General features: G+C 63.8%; 20 protein-coding genes. 12 read left to right on the forward strand and 8 right to left on the reverse strand.

The features are described from left to right. Positions 1 to 2: 2 nt before the first annotated feature. On the reverse strand, positions 3 to 1277 hold the full coding sequence (locus ADBZ9O_RS02145) for an ammonium transporter (protein ID WP_526527947.1): 1275 nt from the start codon (positions 1275 to 1277) through the stop codon (positions 3 to 5). Between the two features lie 140 nt (positions 1278 to 1417). Beyond that, positions 1418 to 1813 carry a hypothetical protein gene (locus ADBZ9O_RS02150; RefSeq protein WP_526527949.1) on the reverse strand — a complete coding sequence of 132 codons (396 nt, stop codon included), beginning with the start codon at positions 1811 to 1813 and terminating at the stop codon, positions 1418 to 1420. A 79-nt stretch (positions 1814 to 1892) separates the two neighbouring features. Here ADBZ9O_RS02150 and ADBZ9O_RS02155 point away from each other — a divergent pair, with 79 nt between their 5' ends. Beyond that, complete coding sequence (locus ADBZ9O_RS02155) at positions 1893 to 2894, forward strand: glycoside hydrolase family 6 protein (protein WP_526533786.1); 1002 nt, start codon at positions 1893 to 1895, stop codon at positions 2892 to 2894. Between the two features lie 54 nt (positions 2895 to 2948). Here the strand turns inward: ADBZ9O_RS02155 and ADBZ9O_RS02160 are convergent, their stop codons facing one another. Then, positions 2949 to 3587: a hypothetical protein gene (locus ADBZ9O_RS02160; protein ID WP_526527951.1), complete on the reverse strand. Its 639-nt coding sequence runs from the start codon at positions 3585 to 3587 to the stop codon at positions 2949 to 2951. A gap of 131 nt (positions 3588 to 3718) precedes the next feature. On the opposite strand from ADBZ9O_RS02160, the gene ADBZ9O_RS02165 reads away from it, so the two are divergent. The 3 genes from ADBZ9O_RS02165 to ADBZ9O_RS02175 all read left to right on the forward strand — a co-directional run bounded on the left by ADBZ9O_RS02165 (position 3719) and on the right by ADBZ9O_RS02175 (position 7290). After that, on the forward strand, positions 3719 to 4417 hold the full coding sequence (locus ADBZ9O_RS02165) for a response regulator transcription factor (protein WP_526527953.1): 699 nt from the start codon (positions 3719 to 3721) through the stop codon (positions 4415 to 4417). After that, positions 4414 to 5859 (forward strand): HAMP domain-containing sensor histidine kinase, encoded by a 1446-nt coding sequence (locus tag ADBZ9O_RS02170; RefSeq protein WP_526527955.1) that lies wholly within the window; start codon positions 4414 to 4416, stop codon positions 5857 to 5859. The genes ADBZ9O_RS02165 and ADBZ9O_RS02170 overlap by 4 nt, the downstream gene beginning before the upstream one ends. Positions 5860 to 5991: 132 nt before the next feature. Continuing rightward, entirely contained in the window at positions 5992 to 7290 is a 1299-nt protein-coding gene (locus ADBZ9O_RS02175) for a sensor domain-containing phosphodiesterase (protein ID WP_526527957.1), read from the forward strand. 1 nt (position 7291) lies between these two features. On the opposite strand, the gene ADBZ9O_RS02180 is transcribed toward ADBZ9O_RS02175, so the two are convergent. From ADBZ9O_RS02180 to ADBZ9O_RS02190, 3 genes are read right to left on the reverse strand one after another with little or no spacing between them, the layout of a single operon-like run. After that, complete coding sequence (locus tag ADBZ9O_RS02180; protein ID WP_526527959.1) at positions 7292 to 8956, reverse strand: ABC-F family ATP-binding cassette domain-containing protein; 1665 nt, start codon at positions 8954 to 8956, stop codon at positions 7292 to 7294. Between the two features lie 38 nt (positions 8957 to 8994). Continuing rightward, entirely contained in the window at positions 8995 to 9639 is a 645-nt protein-coding gene (locus ADBZ9O_RS02185) for a rhomboid-like protein (RefSeq protein ID WP_526527961.1), read from the reverse strand. A 25-nt stretch (positions 9640 to 9664) separates the two neighbouring features. Beyond that, positions 9665 to 11461, reverse strand: a complete 1797-nt coding sequence (locus ADBZ9O_RS02190) for a putative bifunctional diguanylate cyclase/phosphodiesterase (protein WP_526527963.1) — start codon at positions 11459 to 11461, stop codon at positions 9665 to 9667. A gap of 319 nt (positions 11462 to 11780) precedes the next feature. On the opposite strand from ADBZ9O_RS02190, the gene ADBZ9O_RS02195 reads away from it, so the two are divergent. From ADBZ9O_RS02195 to ADBZ9O_RS02220, 6 genes are all read left to right on the forward strand, one after another. After that, positions 11781 to 12038 (forward strand): hypothetical protein, encoded by a 258-nt coding sequence (locus ADBZ9O_RS02195; RefSeq protein WP_526527965.1) that lies wholly within the window; start codon positions 11781 to 11783, stop codon positions 12036 to 12038. A 77-nt stretch (positions 12039 to 12115) separates the two neighbouring features. Next, positions 12116 to 13147 (forward strand): fused (3R)-hydroxyacyl-ACP dehydratase subunits HadA/HadB, encoded by a 1032-nt coding sequence (locus ADBZ9O_RS02200; protein WP_526527967.1) that lies wholly within the window; start codon positions 12116 to 12118, stop codon positions 13145 to 13147. Between the two features lie 299 nt (positions 13148 to 13446). After that, positions 13447 to 13614 carry a hypothetical protein gene (locus tag ADBZ9O_RS02205; protein ID WP_526527969.1) on the forward strand — a complete coding sequence of 56 codons (168 nt, stop codon included), beginning with the start codon at positions 13447 to 13449 and terminating at the stop codon, positions 13612 to 13614. A 121-nt stretch (positions 13615 to 13735) separates the two neighbouring features. Continuing rightward, on the forward strand, positions 13736 to 14779 hold the full coding sequence (locus ADBZ9O_RS02210; RefSeq protein ID WP_526527971.1) for an alpha/beta fold hydrolase: 1044 nt from the start codon (positions 13736 to 13738) through the stop codon (positions 14777 to 14779). Between the two features lie 172 nt (positions 14780 to 14951). Next, positions 14952 to 15548: a class I SAM-dependent methyltransferase gene (locus ADBZ9O_RS02215; RefSeq protein ID WP_526527973.1), complete on the forward strand. Its 597-nt coding sequence runs from the start codon at positions 14952 to 14954 to the stop codon at positions 15546 to 15548. A gap of 152 nt (positions 15549 to 15700) precedes the next feature. Continuing rightward, positions 15701 to 16309 (forward strand): TetR/AcrR family transcriptional regulator, encoded by a 609-nt coding sequence (locus ADBZ9O_RS02220; RefSeq protein ID WP_526527975.1) that lies wholly within the window; start codon positions 15701 to 15703, stop codon positions 16307 to 16309. 9 nt (positions 16310 to 16318) lie between these two features. Here ADBZ9O_RS02220 and ADBZ9O_RS02225 read toward each other — a convergent pair whose 3' ends face one another. Then, on the reverse strand, positions 16319 to 17833 hold the full coding sequence (locus tag ADBZ9O_RS02225) for an amino acid permease (RefSeq protein WP_526527977.1): 1515 nt from the start codon (positions 17831 to 17833) through the stop codon (positions 16319 to 16321). A gap of 370 nt (positions 17834 to 18203) precedes the next feature. Here ADBZ9O_RS02225 and ADBZ9O_RS02230 point away from each other — a divergent pair, with 370 nt between their 5' ends. After that, entirely contained in the window at positions 18204 to 19283 is a 1080-nt protein-coding gene (locus tag ADBZ9O_RS02230) for an LLM class flavin-dependent oxidoreductase (RefSeq protein WP_526527979.1), read from the forward strand. Between the two features lie 37 nt (positions 19284 to 19320). Continuing rightward, entirely contained in the window at positions 19321 to 20115 is a 795-nt protein-coding gene (locus ADBZ9O_RS02235; RefSeq protein WP_526527981.1) for an SDR family NAD(P)-dependent oxidoreductase, read from the forward strand. A 45-nt stretch (positions 20116 to 20160) separates the two neighbouring features. Here ADBZ9O_RS02235 and ADBZ9O_RS02240 read toward each other — a convergent pair whose 3' ends face one another. Beyond that, positions 20161 to 21318, reverse strand: coding sequence for a hypothetical protein (locus ADBZ9O_RS02240; RefSeq protein ID WP_526527983.1), 1158 nt, complete (start codon positions 21316 to 21318; stop codon positions 20161 to 20163). Positions 21319 to 21478: the final 160 nt, after the last annotated feature.

The raw sequence follows: 21478 nt of genomic DNA on the forward strand, positions 1-21478 counted from the left end.
CCTCACGAACCTGGGAACGGACCCGGGCGTCGGGGCGCGCCGTGGCCGTGAACGCCTTCGGCATAGGCGGTCTCAGCATGTTGGGACAGGTCGACGCCGGAGGTCTCGTCCTCGGCGCTGATCCGGAATCCCATCACCCGGTCGATCAACTTGGCCAGCAGGAAGCTCACCACGAACGCATAGGCGGCGACGACAAGGACTGCCATCGTCTGCTTTCCGAGCTGACCCAGTCCGCCTCCGAAGAAGAGACCACGCGGTCCCCCGGTCATCACATCGGTGGCCAGTAGCCCGATCAGCATCACACCGACCACTCCACCGACAAAATGCACGCCGACGACATCGAGCGAATCATCGTAGCCAAGACGGAATTTCAGCCCGATCGCGAATGAACACACAACGCCGGCCGCCAGTCCGACTACGGCGGCGCCGAGTGTGTTGACCGTCCCGCAAGACGGAGTTATCGCGACCAGGCCGGCCACCACGCCGGAAGCGGCACCGAATGTCGTGGGCTTGCCATCGCGCAGTTGCTCAACCGTTAGCCAGCCCAACATTCCCAGACAACCGGCGACCAAGGTGTTCAAGAAGATGGCCGCAGCAGTTCCGTTGGCCGCCAACGCCGATCCAGCGTTGAACCCGAACCACCCGAACCACAACAACCCGACGCCAAGAAGAACGAACGGCAGATTGTGTGGGCGCATGGCATCTTGCTTGAACCCGATGCGCGGGCCCAGCACCAGGGCCAACGCCAGCGCTGAGGCGCCCGAGACAATTTCGACAACCAGCCCGCCGGCGTAATCCAGCACGCCGAGTCGGAACAGCCAGCCGGAAGGTGACCACACCCAGTGCGCCACAACGGCATACACCACAACCGCCCAGATCGGGACGAAGACCACCCACGCGGAGAATTTGGCCCGGTCCGCGATCGCACCGCTGACCAACGCCGCGGTGATGATCGCGAAGCTCAGCTGGAAGGTGGCGAACAGCAACTCAGGGACCTGACCGTGCAGCGTATCCGGGGCGATACCGCTCATCCCGATGTGTGACAGGCCGCCGATCACACCGCCGGCACTGCTATCGGAGAACGCCAGGCTGTAACCGACCAACAGCCAGGACACCGTCACCAGCGGGATGGCGATGAAGCTCATCATGATCATGTTGAGGACACCGGTGGTGCGGACCATACCGCCGTAGAAGATCGCCAGCCCCGGCGTCATGAGCAGAACGAGGGCAGTGCTGACCAACAGCCACGCAGTGGCGGCGGGATCGATCTGGTTCAAGGTCCGACTCCTTCGGCGGTTCCGCAAGACAATGTCCGCTGCGCATTTCCACTGGACGTCGAACATGTTTCCGGCATGTTTCTACAGCGGCGGCAGCGGGCGTGCCGGGCCGTCGCTCAGTACCAAACGGTCCGAGACAGCTACCCAGTGGAAACGGTGCGGCTCCGTTCATTGGCCAACGCAGCAAGTCCAAGGCCGGCGAACAGTGCTGCGCCGCCCCCGGCCAGGATCGCGGGCCTGGCCGGCAGGGTGCCTCGTTGGGTGCCGCGCAGCGCTGCGATGACGTCCAAGGCGTCAACGAGTAGCCCCAGCTGCAACGCACGGGTGCGTAGTTGCGGTGCGGTGGGCTCTGTGATGGCCAGGGCCAGTGTCAGCTCACGAGAGCCGAACAGTTGGGTAGTGAACGGCTGCTGGTTTCGAGTCCCGAGACCGAGCAGGTGTGAAGTCTTGTCCGGGACCAACCACGCGGCTGCCCCCGTGGCAAATCGCAGTGCGGCGAAGGTGCTAACCAGCGTGCTGTTCATCGTTTTCGTCATGGCAAAACAGTCGCCGAAATCAGGGTCATATATGCCTGGTTTGGCGCATGTCTGGTAGTCCAACTAGTTTTCTGGAGTGATGTCCTCAGCTGCCGGCGCAATCGCGCGGTGGATCTCCCCCGTCCTGGCTGTCGCGGCCGTCGCTGCCGTGGTCTGTTCTTCTGGCCCGATGCAGGTCGGAGCCGCGCCGGCGATCCGCCTGGTCGATGACGCAAACCCGCTGGCCGGGCAGGCCTTCTACGTCAATCCTGACTCGGCGGCCATGCGGGCCGCGAACAGTGCCAACCCGCCGAGCCCCGAACTGACCGCGATCGCCAACACGCCGCAGGCGTACTGGATGGACCAGCTGTCCACTCCCTCTGTCGATGCGAAGTACATCGCCGCGGCGCAGGCGGCGGGCACCACGCCGATCCTGGCTCTATACGGAATTCCGCATCGCGACTGCGGGAGCTTCGCTGCCGGCGGATTCGGCTCGGCCGATGCCTACCGAGGGTGGATCAACGGCGTCGCGGGCGCGATCGGCGGCGGGCCGGCCGCGATCATCCTCGAACCGGACGCGTTGGCCATGGCTGACTGCCTGTCAGCCGACCAGCAGCAGGAACGCTTCAACTTGATCGGCTACGCCGTTGACACGCTGACTCAGAATCCGGGCACAGCCGTGTACGTCGATGCCGGTCATTCCCGTTGGGTCAGTGCCGACACCATGGCCGCCCGGCTCAATCAGGTCGGTGTGGGCAAGGCCCGCGGGTTCAGTCTCAACACCGCAAACTTCTTCAGCACCGATGAGGAAATCGGTTACGGCGAGGCGATTTCGGGGCTCACCAACGGCGCCCACTACGTGATCGACACGTCGCGCAACGGCGCAGGCCCGGTCGAGGGCGATCCGCTGTACTGGTGCAATCCCACGGGCCGGGCACTGGGTGCTCCGCCGACGACGGACACCGGTAACGGGCACATCGACGCATTCCTCTGGGTCAAACGTCCCGGGGAATCCGACGGATCGTGCGGCCGCGGCGAACCCGGAGCGGGCCGATTTATCAACCAGTACGCCATCAATCTCGCCCAAAACGCGGGCCGATAGACACCGATCAGCCGTTGCCCCGGCGCCGTTGAGGCGCCAGGGCACCGCCGGTCATCAGGTTCCGCTGCCCTGCGGTGCCCCGCCACGCTCGGCAGGCAGCGGCGGCAGTTGGGGTGCTTCTCCGTTGGGAACTGCGCCGTTGGGAACTGCGCCGCCGTCGGGACCGGCACCCCTCGGTCCTGGTGACGTCCCGGGCGAGGTTGGCGCGGGGCCTCGATCCGGCGGCGGCATGAGCTGCTCGCCGGGGCGCGGCGCACCGTCCGGACCGTCGCCGACGGGCCCCCGTGGCCCCACCCCGGGAGGCGGTGGCGGTGGCGGAACACCCGGACCCACTGGACCGCCAGGACCCTGCGGGCCGACCAGTCCGGGGCCACCCATATCTCGTGGCGGTGGCGGACCGGGATAGAGGCGGTCAGCAGAAGCGGGAACCGCCGCGGTACCCACCGTGAACGACATCATCGGATGGGCGTTGGCGGCCAGCCCGCCGAGCAGGCCCACCACCAGGCCCACCGCGGCTGAGCCGATCGCCACCCCGACGGGATGCTGGCGCGCAGAGCCGGTGACCGTCGACCACCTCCCGGGAGTCTGTGACGCGGCAGCAGGCTCCGGTGCCGATCCATGAATCCGGGCGGTGTCAGCCTCGCCATCGGTTCCACTGTCCGAAACATCATGTGCCCGTTCATCATTACTCATCAGCGACTCCTATCGTGTGTTGTTTCCGATGCCGCCGACGCTAACTGTCGAGGGTGAAGCCAACCTGAAGACGACGGCCGATGCGTCTTTCTTCAGGTTGGTTTCAGGTCGCTCACGACACAATGGACACCATGGCTGTCATCGCGAACACCGAGAGCAGCCCTGCGCGGGTCCTGGTCGTCGAGGATTCCGATGCGATACGGGAGACGGTCGTGGAGGCGCTCGGTGCCGCGGGTTACGTCTGTGAAGGCACGGTTGACGGCTCTGACCTGGAAAAAACCCTTGATGGGTATCGGCCCGACTTGGTGGTGCTCGACATCATGCTGCCCGGTCGCGACGGATTCACGCTGATGGATGTGGTGCGCGACTGGGGCGAAGTGGGCGTGATCATGTTGACCGCGCGCGACGGGTTGCCCGATCGGTTGCGCGGGCTCGACGGTGGCGCCGACGACTACGTCGTCAAACCGTTCGAGTTATCTGAACTCGTCTCCAGAGTCGGCGCAGTCCTGCGCCGCCGCGGTCGTCTTCCGGTGACTATCCAGATCGGCGATCTCCTGGTCGATCGGGGCGCCGGTGTCGCAGCCCGGGCCGGCACCCGTCTCGAGCTGACCGCGACCGAACTCAGATTGCTCGACTTCCTGCTCGACCAACGCGGTCGCACCGTCAGCGCCAACCAGATCCTCAACGCGGTATGGGGCTACACGTCATACGACGACAACCTGGTCCACGTGCACATCAGCAGCCTGCGCAAGAAGTTGGAGGCCCACGGGCCACGAATCCTTCACACTGTCAGGGGTATTGGATATCGACTCGAAGGTCAACGGCTGTGACGACCGGCGAACACACCGCGACGCCCTCGCTGCGCCGTCGGGTCATCGCCGGGGCACTGGGCCTACTGGCCGTGCTGCTGGTTCTTCTGGGCGTCACCATCGATCTGCTGATCGGGGCCCAGGCGCGACGCGACCTACACGACCGGGTGATGGGCGCCGCGGCACGGGCAGACGCACTCGCCGTCGCGGGCACCCCGCCGGGTCAGTTGGCCGCCGAACTGAACGGCGGTGGTATCCGCGCGCTGCTGGTCACGGCGGACGGCACGACCTACGGGGACCGGGCGCTCTCACCGAACGTGACTGAGGACTCCATCGCCGCGCCGCCTCCACCCAAACCGCCGCCCCCACCGCCGGGCGGTCCCACCCCGCCCAAGCCCCCTGCCCCACCGTCCGATGCCACCGTCACGGTGATCGAGCATGCGTTACCCGACGGCGCGCGGGTGATCCTCGTCGCCGATACCACCGCGACCACGGCACTGCTTCGCCAGCTTCGCGTCATCATGGTCATTTCCAGCATCGCCGTGCTCGTCGCGGCTGCGCTCGGCCTGGCCCTGGTCGTGCGCGCGGCAATGCTGCCGTTGCAGCGATTGACACTCGTCGCCGAGTCCATCGCTCGCGGCGACCGCGGAAGGCGCATGCTCCCGGACCGATCGCAGACCGAATTAGGCAGGGCGGCAACCGCATTCGATACCATGGTGGATGCCCTGGAGTCATCGGAGAGCCGCGCCAGGGCCGCGGCCGTCGCTGCGGCGGAGGCTGAGACCGCGACGCGCAGGTTCCTCGCCGATGCTGCCCACGAACTGCGCACACCGATCGCCGGAATTCAGGCCGGCGCCGAACTCATCACCACCGAGGCAAGCCAACGCAATGACCCCGAATCGGCCCGACAACGTCACCGCGCCGAACTGGTCCTCAACGAGGCACGCCGGGCAGGCAGGTTGGTCGGGGACATGCTTGACCTCAGCCGCATCGATGCGGGTCTCCGTCTCGATCTGACGGACTGTGATCTCGTCAGCCTGGCCGAGGCCGAACGGGACCGAAGTGCACTGCTCGCGCCGTCGTTACAGGTCGTTCGCACCGGAGTCTCCTCGCTGGTGAACATGGTGGACCCCAATCGAATTGCGCAAATCCTCGCCAACCTCACCGACAACGCGCGCCGCCATACACCCGCTGGTGGCATCATTTCGATCGAGGTCGCGCCGGCCGACGGCGGTGCTGCAATCACCATCGCAGACACTGGACCCGGCATACCCGACGAACAACATGAGCGAATTTTCGAACGGCTGGTGCGCCTGGATGACGCCCGCGACCGTGACCGCGGTGGAGCCGGCCTGGGGCTACCGATCGCGCGCGCACTGGCGCGGGCTCATGGCGGCGAATTGGTTTGCCTACCGGGACAGCCGGGCGCCAGATTCCGATTGTGGCTCCCGGCTCGGAACTGACTTCTCGGGGGCGGCGGGAGCAGGGACCGGCATCCAGCTCCACCGTTGAATTAAGTTCACCGTGTTTTATCGCCGTGGTAGCCATCGTTTTAACACAGTGCGGCTGACAGCGACGCTATGATCCCTGGGCAAATGCAATATCTGGCGGAGGCTCTCGCCGCATCAATCGACCCGGTGTCGCTGATGCGTCGCATTGCCGAGCAGATCTGCCTGTTCACCCCGAAGGCCGACGGTGCCGCGGTAAGCATCTTGACCCCCGACGACGAATTTCTGGTCGTATCAGCCCACGGTGTGGTGGAGTCGCTGCTTGGTCTTGCGCTGCCGGTGAAAGATACGTTTCAAGGCCGAGCGATCGCAACTGGGCAACCTCAAATCAGCCACGACACGTCATCGGATTTACTACTGACAACCCAGGTCCGTGAAATTGGAGCACGGTTAGGAATCCACTCCCTGGTGGTAATTCCGCTGATGCACAACAATAATGCGATCGGGGCCCTATCAATTTCGTCGGTGAATACCCGTGTCTTTGCCGAGTCCGACGTGGCGGCCATCAAAGCGATCAGCGACTTCATTTCCGTCTTGATCGGTTCACACTCCGAACTGTCTCGCCTGCTCGACGACCTACTTGCCGATCCGCGCACTCCGATCGCAGATTCGACCACCCGCTTCCTGGCGTCGGTACTACTTCCTGATGTCATCCGGCAGCGCCACTTACATAGCGAGCTCGATGAGTTGCTCTCGGAGCCTGCCGAGCTGCGTCCGGTGTTCCAACCCATCGTCGACCTGTCGACTGGCCACACTCTTGGATTCGAGGGGCTGTCCCGATTCCCCGCTACACCTGACATCGCTCCTGCTGAGTGGTTCGATACAGCAAGGATTCTGGGCCGCAGCCTCTCACTCGAGCTCATGGCACTGCGTCAGATCCTCGCCGCGGCACGTCACCTGCCGGCCGATCTCTTCGTCGCCGTGAATCTCAGTCCGCTGACTGCGCTCGATCCCGCCGTGCACGACGTGCTCGGTTCGGTCAAACATCGCCGCCTGGTCGTCGAGATCACTGAACACGAGCCATTCCCCGATGACTTTGCCGAGCGGTTGAAGCCGCTGCGCGACGACGGTATCGAACTGGCCGTCGATGATGCCGGCGCCGGGTTCGCCAGCTTCACGCAACTTCTTCGGCTTCGCCCAGACATGATCAAGATCGACGGTGAACTGACCTCCGGTATTGAAAACGACCCCGCCAAACGGGCATTGGCCACCTCGATCGTCCAACTGGCCACCGAGATGGGCTCGCTGACCGTCGCAGAGGCGATCGAAAGCCGCTCACAGATGCGCGCTTTACATGGTCTCGGGATTCACTTCGGCCAAGGTTTCTTGATCGGCCGACCCTGCTCGGCTGACGATCAGTCGCTCGGTCGTGAGCCTGTGTGGTGAGTTACCGCTCTACAACGTGCCCGGATTCGACCCGCCAGGTCCGGTCCAACCGAACGTTCTGCAGCATCCGGCGGTCATGCGTCACCAACAGCAGCGCTCCGTCATAGGTCTGCAGCGCCTGCTCCAGCTGCTCGATGGCGGCGAGGTCGAGATGGTTGGTCGGTTCGTCGAGTACCAAGACATTGGTGCCACATGCCTGCAGCAACGCGAGCCCGGCTCGGGTCCGTTCACCGGGCGAGAGGTCGTCAACCGGGCGTTCCACATGGTCGGCGCGCAGTCCGAACTTCGCGAGCAGGGTACGCACATCGGCGGTCGACCAGGTCGGCACCCGCTCCTCGAAGCGATCGACGAGCCGCCCTGGACCCGTGAAATCCGCGCGGGCCTGATCGACTTCGCCGATCGCGACATTGGCGCCAAGACTTGCGCGCCCCGCATCCGGCCGCTGACGACCCAGCAGCAGGCGCAGTAGTGTCGACTTGCCCGCACCGTTGGGTCCGGTGATACCGATCCGCTCGCCGGCGTCGACCTGTAGCGATACCGGGCCAAGTACGAAGTTCCCCTGTCGCACAAGCGCATTGTCGAGAGTGGCAACCACCGAACTGGATCGTGGCGCGGCTCCGATGGTGAACTCAAGGGCCCACTCCTTGCGAGGTTCGACGACCTCCTCGAGGCGGGCGATCCGACTTTCCATCTGACGCACCTTCTGCGCCTGCTTCTCACTGGACTCGCTGGCTGCGCGCCGGCGGATCTTGTCATTGTCGGGAGCCTTGCGCATCGCGTTGCGCACACCTTGACTCGACCACTCCCGCTGCGTACGTGCGCGGGCGACGAGGTCTGCCTTCTTATCGGCGAACTCGTCGTACTGTTCGCGCCGATGCCTGCGACCGACCTCCCGCTCATCGAGGTAACTGTCGTACCCGCCACCGAAGATGGTGGTGGTGTTCTGGGCCAGGTCCAGTTCAAGGACGCGTGTCACGCTGCGGGCGAGGAACTCCCGATCATGACTGACCAACACCACACCACCGCGAAGATCGCGGACGAACTGCTCCAGCCGATCCAGACCGTCCAGGTCAAGGTCGTTGGTCGGCTCGTCGAGAAGGACGATGTCGAACCGAGACACCACCAGAGCTGCCAAGCCCACCCGCGCCGCCTGCCCACCCGACAGAGCGGTCATGGCCGTGGACCCCGGCCGCAACGCCTCCGAATCGAGGCCCAGGTCGGCCAGGACTGCCGGTAGCCGCTCATCGAGGTCGGCCGCGCCGGTAGCGAGCCAGTGATCCAACGCCGCAGAGTAGGCGTCGGCCGGGTCGCTGTCTGCAGGACCCTGACTCGGGTCGGCGAGCGCCGCGGCCGCCGCGTCCATGGCCTGCGTCGCAGCTGTACATCCTGCGCGGCGCGCGATGTACGCCGCGACGGTCTCCCCAGGCACCCGTTCGTGCTCCTGCGGGAGCCACCCGACGAACGCGTCGACGGGTGCGGCGCTGACCGTGCCATCGAGCGGCGCAAGGTCTCCGGCCAGAATCCGCAAAAGCGTGCTCTTGCCTGCACCGTTGGCACCGACGACGCCCACCACATCGCCCAGTGCGACCGTCAGATCGAGCCCCTCGAAGAGGGTGCGATGAGCGAATCCGCCGGCCACATTCCTGGCGACAAGCGTTGCGGTCATGGGTCTATCGTCGCACTCCATTTCGTTGGCCGAAAAACTCACTCCGTCACGGGAGATGGAGTGGTATCCGAGTCCGGGACACCTGCGACATGTACCGGCGTTCGGCGCGGAGAGCACACCCCGACTGCGAAGGCGATGCAGTGACCGACAGCGGTGAAACCGGCCGGTGACGCAGCGGTGACGGCGACCACACCGCCCGTAGCGAGCTGGATCCGCCGACGCCACGGCGCCGGAACTTGTCCGGTCAGCCAACCTCCGATACCGAAGACGAAGTAGCTGACACCGACATCGCGGGCGCGGGCCTGCGACGGTGCCTCTTTACCTGCGCTGATGGACCTCGCAACCAGCTTTTGGCTGGTCAACGTCGCGACCACATGCGCACCGAGCCCGACGGCAACAAATTTCGCGGAGCCCAGTCGCCGCTCAGCGGGATCAAGTAGGCCTGCGAACACTGGCAGATACGGCCACCATGACCTGCCGTCCAACCACAACAGGCTGGCGAACAGCACCCGCAGTGGATTCCGGTGCAGCTGCTTGAGATTCGTAGACTGGTCGCGTAGCAATCGTTGCCTGTCGCGATGGGACGCTGAGCGCTGTATGCGCGTGGTGACAAACAGCAGCGCCAACCAGGACCACGTCAGTGGTGCACGGCCCGAAAGGTACTCTCGCCACCAGGCTTTCATCGTCTGAGCCAGTGCCGCGCCGCCGTCATGGATGACTCGGCGTCGGGCGCGGGCTTGCTGCCCGACGTGCCACCGCGTCGACGAGCTCTTCGCGTGTTTGCGGCCGGCCAAAGTAGAAGCCTTGCGCCAGCGCAAATCCCAGTCGCCGCAGAATCGCAACCTGCTGGACGGTCTCTACCCCTTCTGCGACTACCGGCAAATCGAGTGCAGCGGCGAGCGCCGCAACCGCATGTAACAGCGGCGGGACCTCAGGTGACCCGGCCGTCACCAACGAGATGAAGGAGGCATCGAGCTTGAGGAAGTCGGTTGGCAATGCATGGAGCCTGCTCAGCGATGAGTAACCGGTCCCGAAATCGTCGATGGCGATCCTGACACCACCCGCACGGAATTCCTGCAGGGCGGCGACGGATGACGGGCGGTCCACGTCGAGCACACTCTCGGTAACCTCTAAGACGAGTTGTTCTGCCGCCCAACCGGTCTCTGCCAGGAGTTCGAAAACGCGGGCCGCGTAGCCATGCTGGACGAGTTCAAGGCCAGACACATTGGCGCTCAAATGTAGTTTGAGTCCCGGGGTGTGCCGCTGCATCCACCGTGCGTCCAGGCATGCTCGATGTAGGACGTAATAGCCAAGTGTGGCAATCAGATTGCTTTCTTCGGCCACTCTGACCACCTCGGACGCCGGGGCGTCGGGATGGGACGGCGGCGTCCACCGAACCAAAGCTTCCACCCCCACCGTGTTCCCGGACGCCAGGTTGACGATGGGTTGGTAGTAGACGTTGACCGTCCCGGCCGCGAGGGCATTTCGCAATTCGACAGCCAACGGCGGCAGATTCGCGGACTCAACCATCGTGCGGTTGCGACCGCTTCGCTTCGCCCGGCGCAGTGCGGTGTCGACGCGCGCCAGTGTCACCGGCGATGACTCACCGGGCTGCCACACCGTCACACCCGCCGAGCACGTCCTTGAGGTTGCCGCGCGCATGCGATAAGTCAGCGAAATAGCCTCTTGTTCAGCCACTTCCGGTACCAGTACGGTGAATTCGTCGTCACCGCACCGAGCGAGAATCTGTTCTGGTTCAAGCACGACGCGCCACGACGCGACAATCTGCTGCAGCAGCTCATCGGCTGCCTGGCCACCAAACTTCTCATGAACGGTTCCGTAAGCATCCACGGACATCCGGATGACGGCAAACCGGGCTCCACCGGCCTGGGCTCGGCTGATTGCCACGCGGAGCACGCGGTCGAAGCCGCGTCGATTCGGGAGGCCGGTGACGTCGTCGAGCTCAGCATTGGACACGATCCGGCCCAGGATGGCGATCACGATCCCGATCACCGCAGTCGTACCCGACGCAACCAGGCCCGACCACCACGGCACGGTCGACGTCACACCCACTGCCACCATGCAGCAGGTGATAGCGAACGTCAGCTGAAGTGCCGTCGCGGGCCAGGAGATGAAAAAAGCGGCGCAGGAGACGAATGCGTACAACGTGGCGAACGACACCGCAATTGTCGGGTCGGTGGCTTGATAGACCGACACGGTGATTTGTAACGTCGCGGTGACGACCATCGCCTGGAACTGCCACGGTCGTAGCCGCGGGCCCCACATCAGCACCACAACACCTATGGTGGCGGCCACCGCCGCATTGCCGTACTGGACAACCGTGCTACTGAAACTCAGCGGCGCCAACCACGTGAGCACGGCGGCTATCGCGCCTCCGAACAGGAAGCAGGCCCCAGCGACCCTGGCCATCAGGATCGGCGTCCTGATCCCAGGCCATAACTGCGTCCGCGCCAGCGCCGCCCATCTGGCCAGGCTCGAAACCACGCCGTGATCGTAACCCAGCAAATATCAACGGCGACTTGAATCGAGAGTCGCCTGCGCCGTCTCGTGACGAACCCGGCGACCGGGACGCCCGATGCGACCATGTGCATTGAATGAGCAACCGTTGGAACAGATGTCGTGTTTCAGCGGCAGGCACCGTCGTCTCAGTCTGTTCTTGCCATGGAAGTGGGACGTGTTCGCCGACCTTCGATCAGAAACTTGTGCCCGGCCGGTCTATGATGGCCCAAATTGGCCGACTCTCGAACATCCGTGGGCTGGATGCGCTACACACAGTGTTCCGTACGTCAGCGAAGGGTGCGAAATGAAGAAATTGGCAGCAGTACTGGTGATGAGCTCGGGAATGGCCCTTGCGCCGATGGTCGTGGCGCCGACGGCTCAGGCGGACGTCTGCGCCGCAGCGGGCGGCCGCCATGTCGCGGTGGGTGGATGCACCAATGTGGCCGGTGACGCCGCCGCCGTCGCAGTGGCCTCGCGCGACTATCCGTACATTGTCGGCGAGGTTCCCTGTTACACCGTGGAGGGCGTGCCGTACTACACGCCTCCAGGAGCTCCCTGCTAGAACATGCCCCGGTGTTAAGCCGATAGTGTTCTTTGGCCGGGCTCAGCGAACAGGCCGGTAGAAAAGTTGAGCAATTCATGACTGCACCAGCCGAGGCAAGCGCGCTCGAATCGCGGGTCGGCCACTACTACCAGATGGACGGCACCTACCTGGTCGGACGCGAGAAGGTACGCGAGTATGCCCGCGCCGTGCAGGACTACCACCCCGCACACTGGGACGTCGCCGCTGCGGCTGACCTGAACTATCCCGATGTCGTCGCGCCGCTGACGTTCACCTCGGCGCCGGGTATGCAATGCAACCGCCGGATGTTCGAATCGATCGTCGTCGGTTACGACACCTACCTGCAGACCGAAGAGGTCTTCGAGCAGCACCGACCGATCGTGGCCGGCGATGAACTGCTCATCGACGTGGAGCTGACGTCCGTCCGCAGGACGGCAGGCCGGGACTTCATCACCGTGACAAACACGTTCACCGATGCTGCCGGCGAGCGGGTGCACACCCTGCACACCACCGTCGTCGGAGTCACCGGCGAGGATATCGACGCGGGAGTCAAGGCGGCCGTGCAGAAGGCCATGATGCACGACATGAACATCCTCGACATCCCTGGATCCGATGATGCCGGCTACCACAAGGAAGTGCGCCCTGCGGGCGAGATCCGGATCGCCGACGGAAGCACACGGACGCCGGGGACGCCGTCCTTCGATGAGCTGAAGGTCGGCGATGAGCTGGCCGTGCACCACACCCGGCTGTCCCGGGGCGACCTGGTGAACTACGCCGGCGTCGCCGGCGACGCCAATCCGATCCACTGGGACGAGGACATCGCCAAGCTGGCCGGGCTGCCCGATGTGATCGCCCACGGAATGCTCACCATGGGATTGGGTGCCGGATTCGCCTCCACGTGGTCGGGTGACCCCGGTGCGGTCAGCCGCTATGCGGTACGCCTGTCTGCGCCTGCGATCGTCTCGGCCACCGAGGGCGCCGATATCGAGTTCAGCGGTCGGATCAAATCGTTGGATCCGGCCACGCGCACCGGTGTCATCCTCGTTGCCGCCAAATCCGCCGGCAAGAAGATCTTCGGCCTCGCAACGTTGGATATCCGCTTCCGCTGACACCGCGGGTCCTTACTGCCGACCCCGCACACGTCGTAGCTGAGAACGGGTGACGGGTTGCACCCTGTGGCATTGACGAGACGGCGGTCACTCATTTTTGGGCACTTGAGAGCGTCGCGGTGCGCCGTTTCTGCCACGCATCGGCCAGATGCTGCCACCGGAAATTAAAAGCTCTGAGCACGGCGTTCTACCCTGCAGATCGGAAAGAGCAACCAATCGCTCCGGTCGGACAGCTTTCGAAGCGCGACGTTTCACCGCCACGACTCGAAGTAACAGAAAGAACGAGAAGGGGCACCACAATGAAGAAGTTTGGATTTGCCGCAACGATCGTCACCGGTTTCGCCGCTGCCATCATCGCGATGGCCGCACCTGCGCAGGCCGACCTCGGACACCACGACTGGGTCAACCAGATCAACGGTGGCTCGAGTGTCGTCGTCCCCCAGGTCGACACCAACGTGCACAACTGATCGCTGACAGCGCCAGGAGCGGCACCCGCACAGCGGGTGCCGCTTTTTGTTATCTCATCAACGGTCAGGGGCGCGGAAGAACAGCATCAGCGGCAGCTCAGGCCGTCGTACGCTCAACGCGATGTCTGAAAAGTCCGAGATTCGTTTCCTACCGCTAGGCGCCCGGCGCTTGGCGTACGAGGTGCGCGGACAAGGTCCCCCACTCGTCGCGCCGGCCTGGTGGGTTAGTCACCTCGAACTCGACTGGCAGAACCCAGGCATCCAACAATTCTGGGCAGGCATTGCGCACAACTACACACTGATCCGCTATGACCGGCTCGGCGTCGGCCTGTCGGACCGCAAGCTGTCTGAATCCGATCTGACGCTCGATGGCGAGGTCGCGACGTTGCGCGCGCTGCTCGATGAACTCGAGCTCGATCGCGTGTCAGTCATCGGTGGCTCATCTGGAAGCTGCACCGCCATCGCTTTTGCCGCGGCATACCCTGAGCGCGTCGAGCGCCTGGTGCTGTATGGCTCGTATCCTCACGGCGACGCACTCACCCCGCCCGGCGTGGGAAACGCGATCGTCACTGCGGTACAAGCTCATTGGGGCCTCGGGTCGCGGATTCTCAGCGACATCTTTCTCGGTGGCGCCGACGCCGCGGAACACGAACGCTTCGCCCGGCTACAGCGCGAATCGGCCACCGCAGATACCGCCGCTGCCCTGTTGCGCCTCGTCTATCGCCTCGATGTCCGCGATCGTCTTCCCCTCGTCCACCAGCCGGCCACGGTGGTGCATCGTCGTGATGACCGTGCCGTGCCCTACCAGCTTGGGCGTGCGGTCGCGGCCGCGATACCGGGCGCGACATTCGTTCCGCTACCGGGCAGCTCGCACTTCCCGTGGCACGGCGACATCGATTCTGTTGTCCGCGCGTGCCGCCAGGCCCTGACACCAGGCCAGCCACCGACACCCGATATCGACGTGCCCGCGCCGAGCCTGCTGTCGGATCGCGAGCGCGAGATCCTCGCCTGTGTTGCACGAGGTCTCGGCGATCGCGATATCGCCGAGCAGTTACAGCTGAGCCCACACACCGTGCACCGCCACGTCGCGAATATTCGCCGAAAGCTCGGTCGCACCTCCCGCACGGCCGCCGTCGCCGAGGCCGCGCGGCTCGGGCTGTTGTGAGATAGCGGCTGTTGTGAGATAGCCGAAACCGGCCATCTGCTGAAAATGGCCGCCATCGGGGATGCGGACACCACCGCGGCACTCGTAGGTTCGCGGAATGACCGAGATCGCCTCCCAACAATCCTGTACCAGGCTTCGGGCCACCTCGCCGTACACAAGGTGGCTGCGAATTATGGCCGTGTTGTACGACCCGTTCCTCTGGCTGGGCGAGATAGCAGGAATGCGCCGCAGCCGTCATGTACTGCTGGCCGAAGCCCGAGGGCGCGTCGTCGAAATCGGCGCCGGAACCGGGCTGAACATCGCTCATTATTCCGACGCGGTCGACGAACTCGTGCTCACCGAACCCGAGCCAGGGATGCGCCGGAAACTTGCTCGCCGCGTCGAAGGGCTCGGCCGCACCCCACCGATCTTCGACGCCACCGCGGAGCGCCTGCCGTTGGCCGATGCGTCGGTAGACACTGTGGTTTCGACGCTCGTCTTATGCACCGTCGATGACCCTGAAGGCGCGCTTCGCGAGATCGCCCGCGTACTCCGCCCGGATGGCCGGTTGCTGTTCATCGAACACGTGCGCGCGAGTTCGCGATCCCTCGCGGCCTGGCAGGACAGGCTTGTGCGCCCGTGGCGCGCCTTCGCGGGCGGGTGCGTATGCAACCGCCCGACGTTGGAATTGATGCGAGCCTGCGGCTTCACTGTCCACGCCGACGTTGTGGTGTGGCGCGGGATGCCGGCGATCGTCCATCCGCTGGGAATGGGCTGGGCCAGCGTCTAAGGGGCGCAGCGCCGGCCAGTCCCGCGTCCGTATACTCGCTTGAGTTCACGCTGCGGTCTCCTGCCGTCGCAGAGCATTCAACGATTGAGGTTGACGGCGCCATGAAGGCCAAGAACTCGTCCAGCCGCTCGGAGCCGACACGAGTTGCTCTCATGACCGCCGCACTTCAGGTCATCACCGAGACCGGGGTGAAGAGCGTCACCCATCGAAAGGTCTGCGCCGCAGCGAATCTGTCGTTGGGCACGGTCAACTACCACTACTCCGATCTCAACCAGCTTCTGCTGGATGCCTTCTCGAGCTATGTGGACGAGGTGTCGGCCAAGTACGAGGACAGTTTCCCCGTCGCACATGACGACGAGGACCTGGCAGATGCCGTGCTTCGATTGGTCGCCGCACTGTCAGAGGACACCAAGAGCGCCATCCTGATGTGGGAGCTCTACGCCGAGGCGGGCCGCGACAAGACCTACCGCAGACTCGTCCGCAAGTGGTCCAAGCGCGCCAAGTCGGGCGTCGAACAATTCTGCGCACCGACCACTGCCACGGCACTGGAGTCACTCTGGGACGGCACCGTGATGCAGCGCATCCTCGGTGATGCCCACCTATCCGATTCAGATCTGCGCGACGTCATCCTTGCCATCATTCGGCTCGACGCCGATCGGTCGTATCCAGCGGAGGTGACTACGCCGGCCAGGTCCACAGCTGCGGCCGGCACGACACGCGCCCGCGGAGCCGGCAAAGCCGTTGCCGCCGCTACACACTGAGCAAACGTCTCACTCGGTCCTGGCCGCATTTCGCTCCTGGACAAGCCGATTCGCAACTTCGATGGCGTCGCCTTCAGGAGTGTCCGAGCTTCCGTAGGGACGGGCCAACACCATGTAGCCGCCCCCTACTACCAGCACTACGGCAAGTCCGATGAGCACGATCCAGCGATCCACGAATCCGAGCGACGGGTCGCCGGGCACGGCGAGCAGTACCATCGCGGCGACGCCGTAGACCAAGGCCAGGATGTTGATGACCAGTCCGGCTCGACCCAGCGTCCACGGACCACCTGGGCGCCAACCCTTGATCCGCTGGCGCAATGCTGCGAGCACAACCATCTGGAAACAGACATAGATTCCAAGCACGGCGAATGCCGTCACTGCCACCACGCTGTCGGGCTTGAAGTACAACCAGACGGTGATCAGCATCGGCGCCACGCACGACACGATCATGGCGTTGCGGGGTACCGCACCGCTGCCACCGACCTCCTCGTGCAGCTTGGACAGCCATCGACTCGCGGGCAGCATGCTGTCGCGCGCGAAGCTGTACAGCAGGCGGCTCAGCGCGGCCTGTTGCGACAGGGCCGCCGACAGGAAGATGGTTGCCGCCACGACGAGCAACAAGGTCATTCCCACGTCGCCCGTACTCCCACGCACGATCTCGGGGATCGGGTCCGCAACGTTGCCGTCGACGATGTCCTGCAGGTTGGGCGCGGCCAGCAGGAATCCGGCGTAGGCGATGAAGGCCGCCACCAGTCCCACCACAATCGTCAGAATCATCGCCAGAGGTACCCGCCGCTCGGGATCCTTGACCTCTTCTGCCACGTCACCGCACGCCTCGAAGCCGTAGAACTGCCACAGACCTACCAACGCCGCGAGCATGAAGGCCCACGTGTACGAGCTGTCTGCCGCGATCCCCATCGTGTCGAAGAGGGTGCCGAAGGAGTTGCGGCGCTCGAAGAGCAGAAGATAAAGGCCAAGCGCAACCACCCCGACAAGTTCGCAATAGAACCCGATACGAGCGACCAGCGCGAGTGTCTTGGTCCCCGTGCTATTCAGCACGAAGGCGACAGCAAGGAGACCCAAACCGATCGCCAATCCAGAACCCGGAGACAGCCCGATGTGGAATAGGTTGGCCAAGAACGGAATTGCGAACTGGACCAGAGCGGTCGTGGTAACTACGAGGGCGGCGATGTAGATCCACGCCGCCATCCACGCGTACCGCCTGCCCCACAGTCGCCTCGCCCACGGATAGATCCCGCCGGTGATCGGGTACTGCGAGACCACCTCTCCGAAGACCAGCGCCACCAGAAGTTGTCCCAGCGCGACGATCGGGAACCACCAGATGGACGGCGGCCCCGCGGTGGCGAGTCCGAGAGCGAATATCGACAACACCCCAGCGCCCGGCGACAGGTAGGTGAAGCCGAGAGAGAAGTTGGAGACCAGCCCAATCGAGCGTTTGAACGTCTCGGGTTGCGGGGCGTCATGACGCATCGCAGACAGGGGCTGATCGAGGGATTCCGACATCGCACGCTTCCTTTTCCACGGGAATATGGACGTACTCAATCACCGTGCGGCCCATAACCGCCGGCAGGCACTCCCATCGGGGTAACCGAGTCCGTCTACATCGACGGAAACGCACTTTGAACATTTGTTGAAAGATGGAAGTGGCGTCACCGTAACCCCACCCATGAAGGCTGTCAACAGATGTCGCCACAGGCCGCCCTTGGGGTTGACACCACTGCGACCCGGCGATAACTTGCTCCACGTCAGCTTTTTCAACAAATGTTCAAAGTAGCGGACACCGGAGGGCTGATCTGTCCTGCGGAGCTGGAATCTGCTGAACACCAGAGGCTTCCACGCCCAGCCCGACTCCAACAACCGAAAGGCAACCGCGATGAAATTCGGCCTGTTCAACATTCCCTACTCGCGGGATTACGCGCACGGCCGTCGGACTGCCAAGGAGGTCATCGACTGGGACCTTACCCTCACTAAATGGGCCGACGAATACGGTTGGGAGGAAGCATATTTCGCCGAGCATTACACATTGGGCGGCGAGCCAAGCCCGGCCCCTGACGCCATGATCGCCGCCGCGTCGCAGATCACCTCGAACATCAAGCTCGGCGCGGCCGCGCACCTGCTCGCGTACCACAACCCGATTTCGCTAGCGCACCGCGGCATGTGGCTGGATCATATGACCGGCGGGCGATACATCGCCGGATTTGCACCAGGCGCCTTCCCCAGTGATGCGCAGTTGTTCAACACCGGCAAGAAGAACCCGCAGATGATGGCCGAGGCGATGGACATCATCGACGCCATCTGGACCAAGGATGGTCCCTTCCGCATCGAAGGTGACTTCTGGACGGTGGACATGCCCGCCTACAGCGACGACATTGAAGGGCCGCACCTCAAACCGCTGCAGGGGCGGATCCCGGTCATCATGACGGGGATGCAGGCGACGTCACCGACCCTGACCACGGCCGGTCAGCGCGGATACTTTCCGATGAGCCAGCAGGTGCACGACACCGTACTTCGGGAGCACTGGAGTACATACCAGGCCGCGGCCACCGCGGCGGGATATCAGCCCGACCGCGCGACATGGCGGATCTGCCGCGACGTGCTCGTGGCCGACACCGACGCGGAGGCCCGCGATGCCTACCTCAATGGCGCCATGGGCGATCTGTGGGGAAATTACAACATCCCGACCTTCATCAAACTGGGTATCGGAGACCTCATCTCCGGCGGCACGATCGCCAAGGAAGACCTCACCGCCGAGTGGATGCTCGACAACTTCCACATCGTCGGTTCGCCGCAGACCGTCGCCGACAAGATCGAAGCACTCTACGAACAGGTCGGCGGCTTCGGCACGCTGGTGTCGTTCGGACACGACTACGCCAGTGCTCCCGAGGTCTACCGTCGCAGCTTCGAACTCATCGGATCAAAGGTTGCACAACTAGTTTCACACCTGTCGGCGTAGCTGCAGGCGGTTCACCGCACTGCTCACGCCATCATGAATGGAGAATGAATTGACACCGATCCTCCCCCGTGCGCAGCTGCTCGGCGGAAAAGTGGTCGTCGTGTCCGGAGGTGCGCGGGGCATGGGTGCCGCACACGTCCGGCGCCTTGCCGAAGAGGGCGCGCGCGTCCACTTCGGCGATATCGAGGTCGAACTCGGCGAGAAGCTGTGCGCAGAACTTGGTGGAGAGGAGCTCGACGTCGTCTTCCATCACCTTGACGTCACCGAATCGGGCAGTTGGCAACGCCTGATGACGGCCGTCGGGGAGTCCGACCGCCGAATCGATGCGTTGGTCAACAACGCTGGCATCCTGGACATGGCAGGCCTCGATGACGCAACCGAGGAAAGCTGGCGCAGAACCATTGACGTCAACCAGACCAGCGTCTTTCTCGGCACCAAGGCCGCCCTGGCACTCCTGCGCCGTAGCCCGTCACCCTCCATCATCAACGTGTCATCAATTTTCGGCCTAGTCGGCGGCACCGGTTACATCGCCTACACCGCTTCGAAGGGAGCGGTGTCGACGATGACGAAGTCGATGGCGTTTACCTATGGACCAGAAGGTATCCGCTGCAACAGCATTCACCCGGGCTACATCCAAACGCCCATGCTTGATGAAGAACTGGACGGACTGCCCGACGGGGCCGTCGCGACGATTTACAACCAGATACCACTTCGCCGCTTCGCGCGGGCCGACGAGGTATCCGAAGTCGTCGTCTTCCTAGCCTCGGACCGATCGTCGTATGTGTCTGGTGCGGAAATCGTCATCGACGGAGGTCTGTTGGCCGGCCGGTGACTCCTTCTGTCAGACAGCTGATTATCGGTCTTCAGCCACCGACTCTCACTTGCTCGTGGACGCTGAGTCTGAGGCGCTGGAGCTGGTGCTGTCGGATGAGTCTTCACCCGTATCCGTAGCCGTCTTAGCGGTACTGGTGGGAAAGTCCTTGAGCGCGCGACTCACAGCATCAAACGACTTCGATGTGCTGTCGGACTTCAACGTGGGTGAGAACTTCTTGCTCAGCCGGACCAGCGAGTTGTCTTCAGTAGTCGTAGTCGTGGTCGTGGTCGTATCCGCAGTCGCGGTCGCAGTAGCCGTATCCGCAGCCGTATCCGCAGTCGTGGTCGCGGCCGCAGTCGCGGATTTCTCAGTCGCAGTGGTGGACTCGGCAGTCGCTACAGTCGCAGCAGTCGTGTCCGCACTCGCAGTGGCGGAATCCTCAGTCGCGGCCGTATCTACCGAAGCGGCAGCACTGCTATCGGTCGCGGTAGCGGCCGTGGACTTCTCGGCAACCGTGGTCGTGGTATCGGCGACCGCGGTGTCGGCGGTGCTATCCGACGTCGCCGTGGTGGTATCGGCGACCGCAGTAACAGCAGTCGTTTCTGTCGTCGTCTCGTCAGCAGTCGCGGTGGTAGTGCTTGTGGCGGTGAGCGCCGAGGTGACGGTGTCGACCAGGTAGTGCACGACCGACGCAACGCCAACGGACGAATCTTCATACCCGTTGAAGTAGTAATTCACTGCGTTGTAGACGACGGAATCTTCACCGAAAGTGGATTTGGCGATGTCGATGATTGCCGACGACACCACCGACTGCGTGTTGAAGATCAGATTTACGACTTGGCCTACCGCGCTGTCGGTACCGAACACCTCATACAGCGCCTGCTCGACGGCGTATCCGGGGCTGACCTCGAAAAAATAGTTGTCGAGGTCGGTATTAGAAGCCAACTCGGTGTCAATCACGTAATACAGGACACCGGAGAGGCCGTTGACGGTGACATCATCGGTGACCTTCTCGCCGTACCCGTTGTAGAAGGCCGAGATGAGATCGTCGAGAGTCAGCGTCGTAAGTTGGTACGGCAGTTGGGAAATCCTGACCGATGCCACCGCTGCCGCGGCGTCCTTTGCCACCTCCTCGGTTGGGAGGACGGCGGGCGTGGCAGCGACGATCAGTGCCGCACTTGCCAGTGCGGCCCCAGTCGAGAGATACGGCCGAGATGCCATTGAATAAACCCCTTTGCGGGATGCGTCGACATGGGAGGTGGGCCCCTCCTAACAGGACCCGGCGCCGGTCGACGAATAAAGGGGGGTCATTACGTCGACCTGGGCCCTGTTAGGAAGGTAGAAAGATCGTAACATCGTATCGGCATGTTTGGCGCGCTTA

The sequence above is a fragment of the Mycobacterium sp. genome (genome assembly GCF_965229105.1).
In the GTDB taxonomy this organism is placed as follows: domain Bacteria; phylum Actinomycetota; class Actinomycetes; order Mycobacteriales; family Mycobacteriaceae; genus Mycobacterium.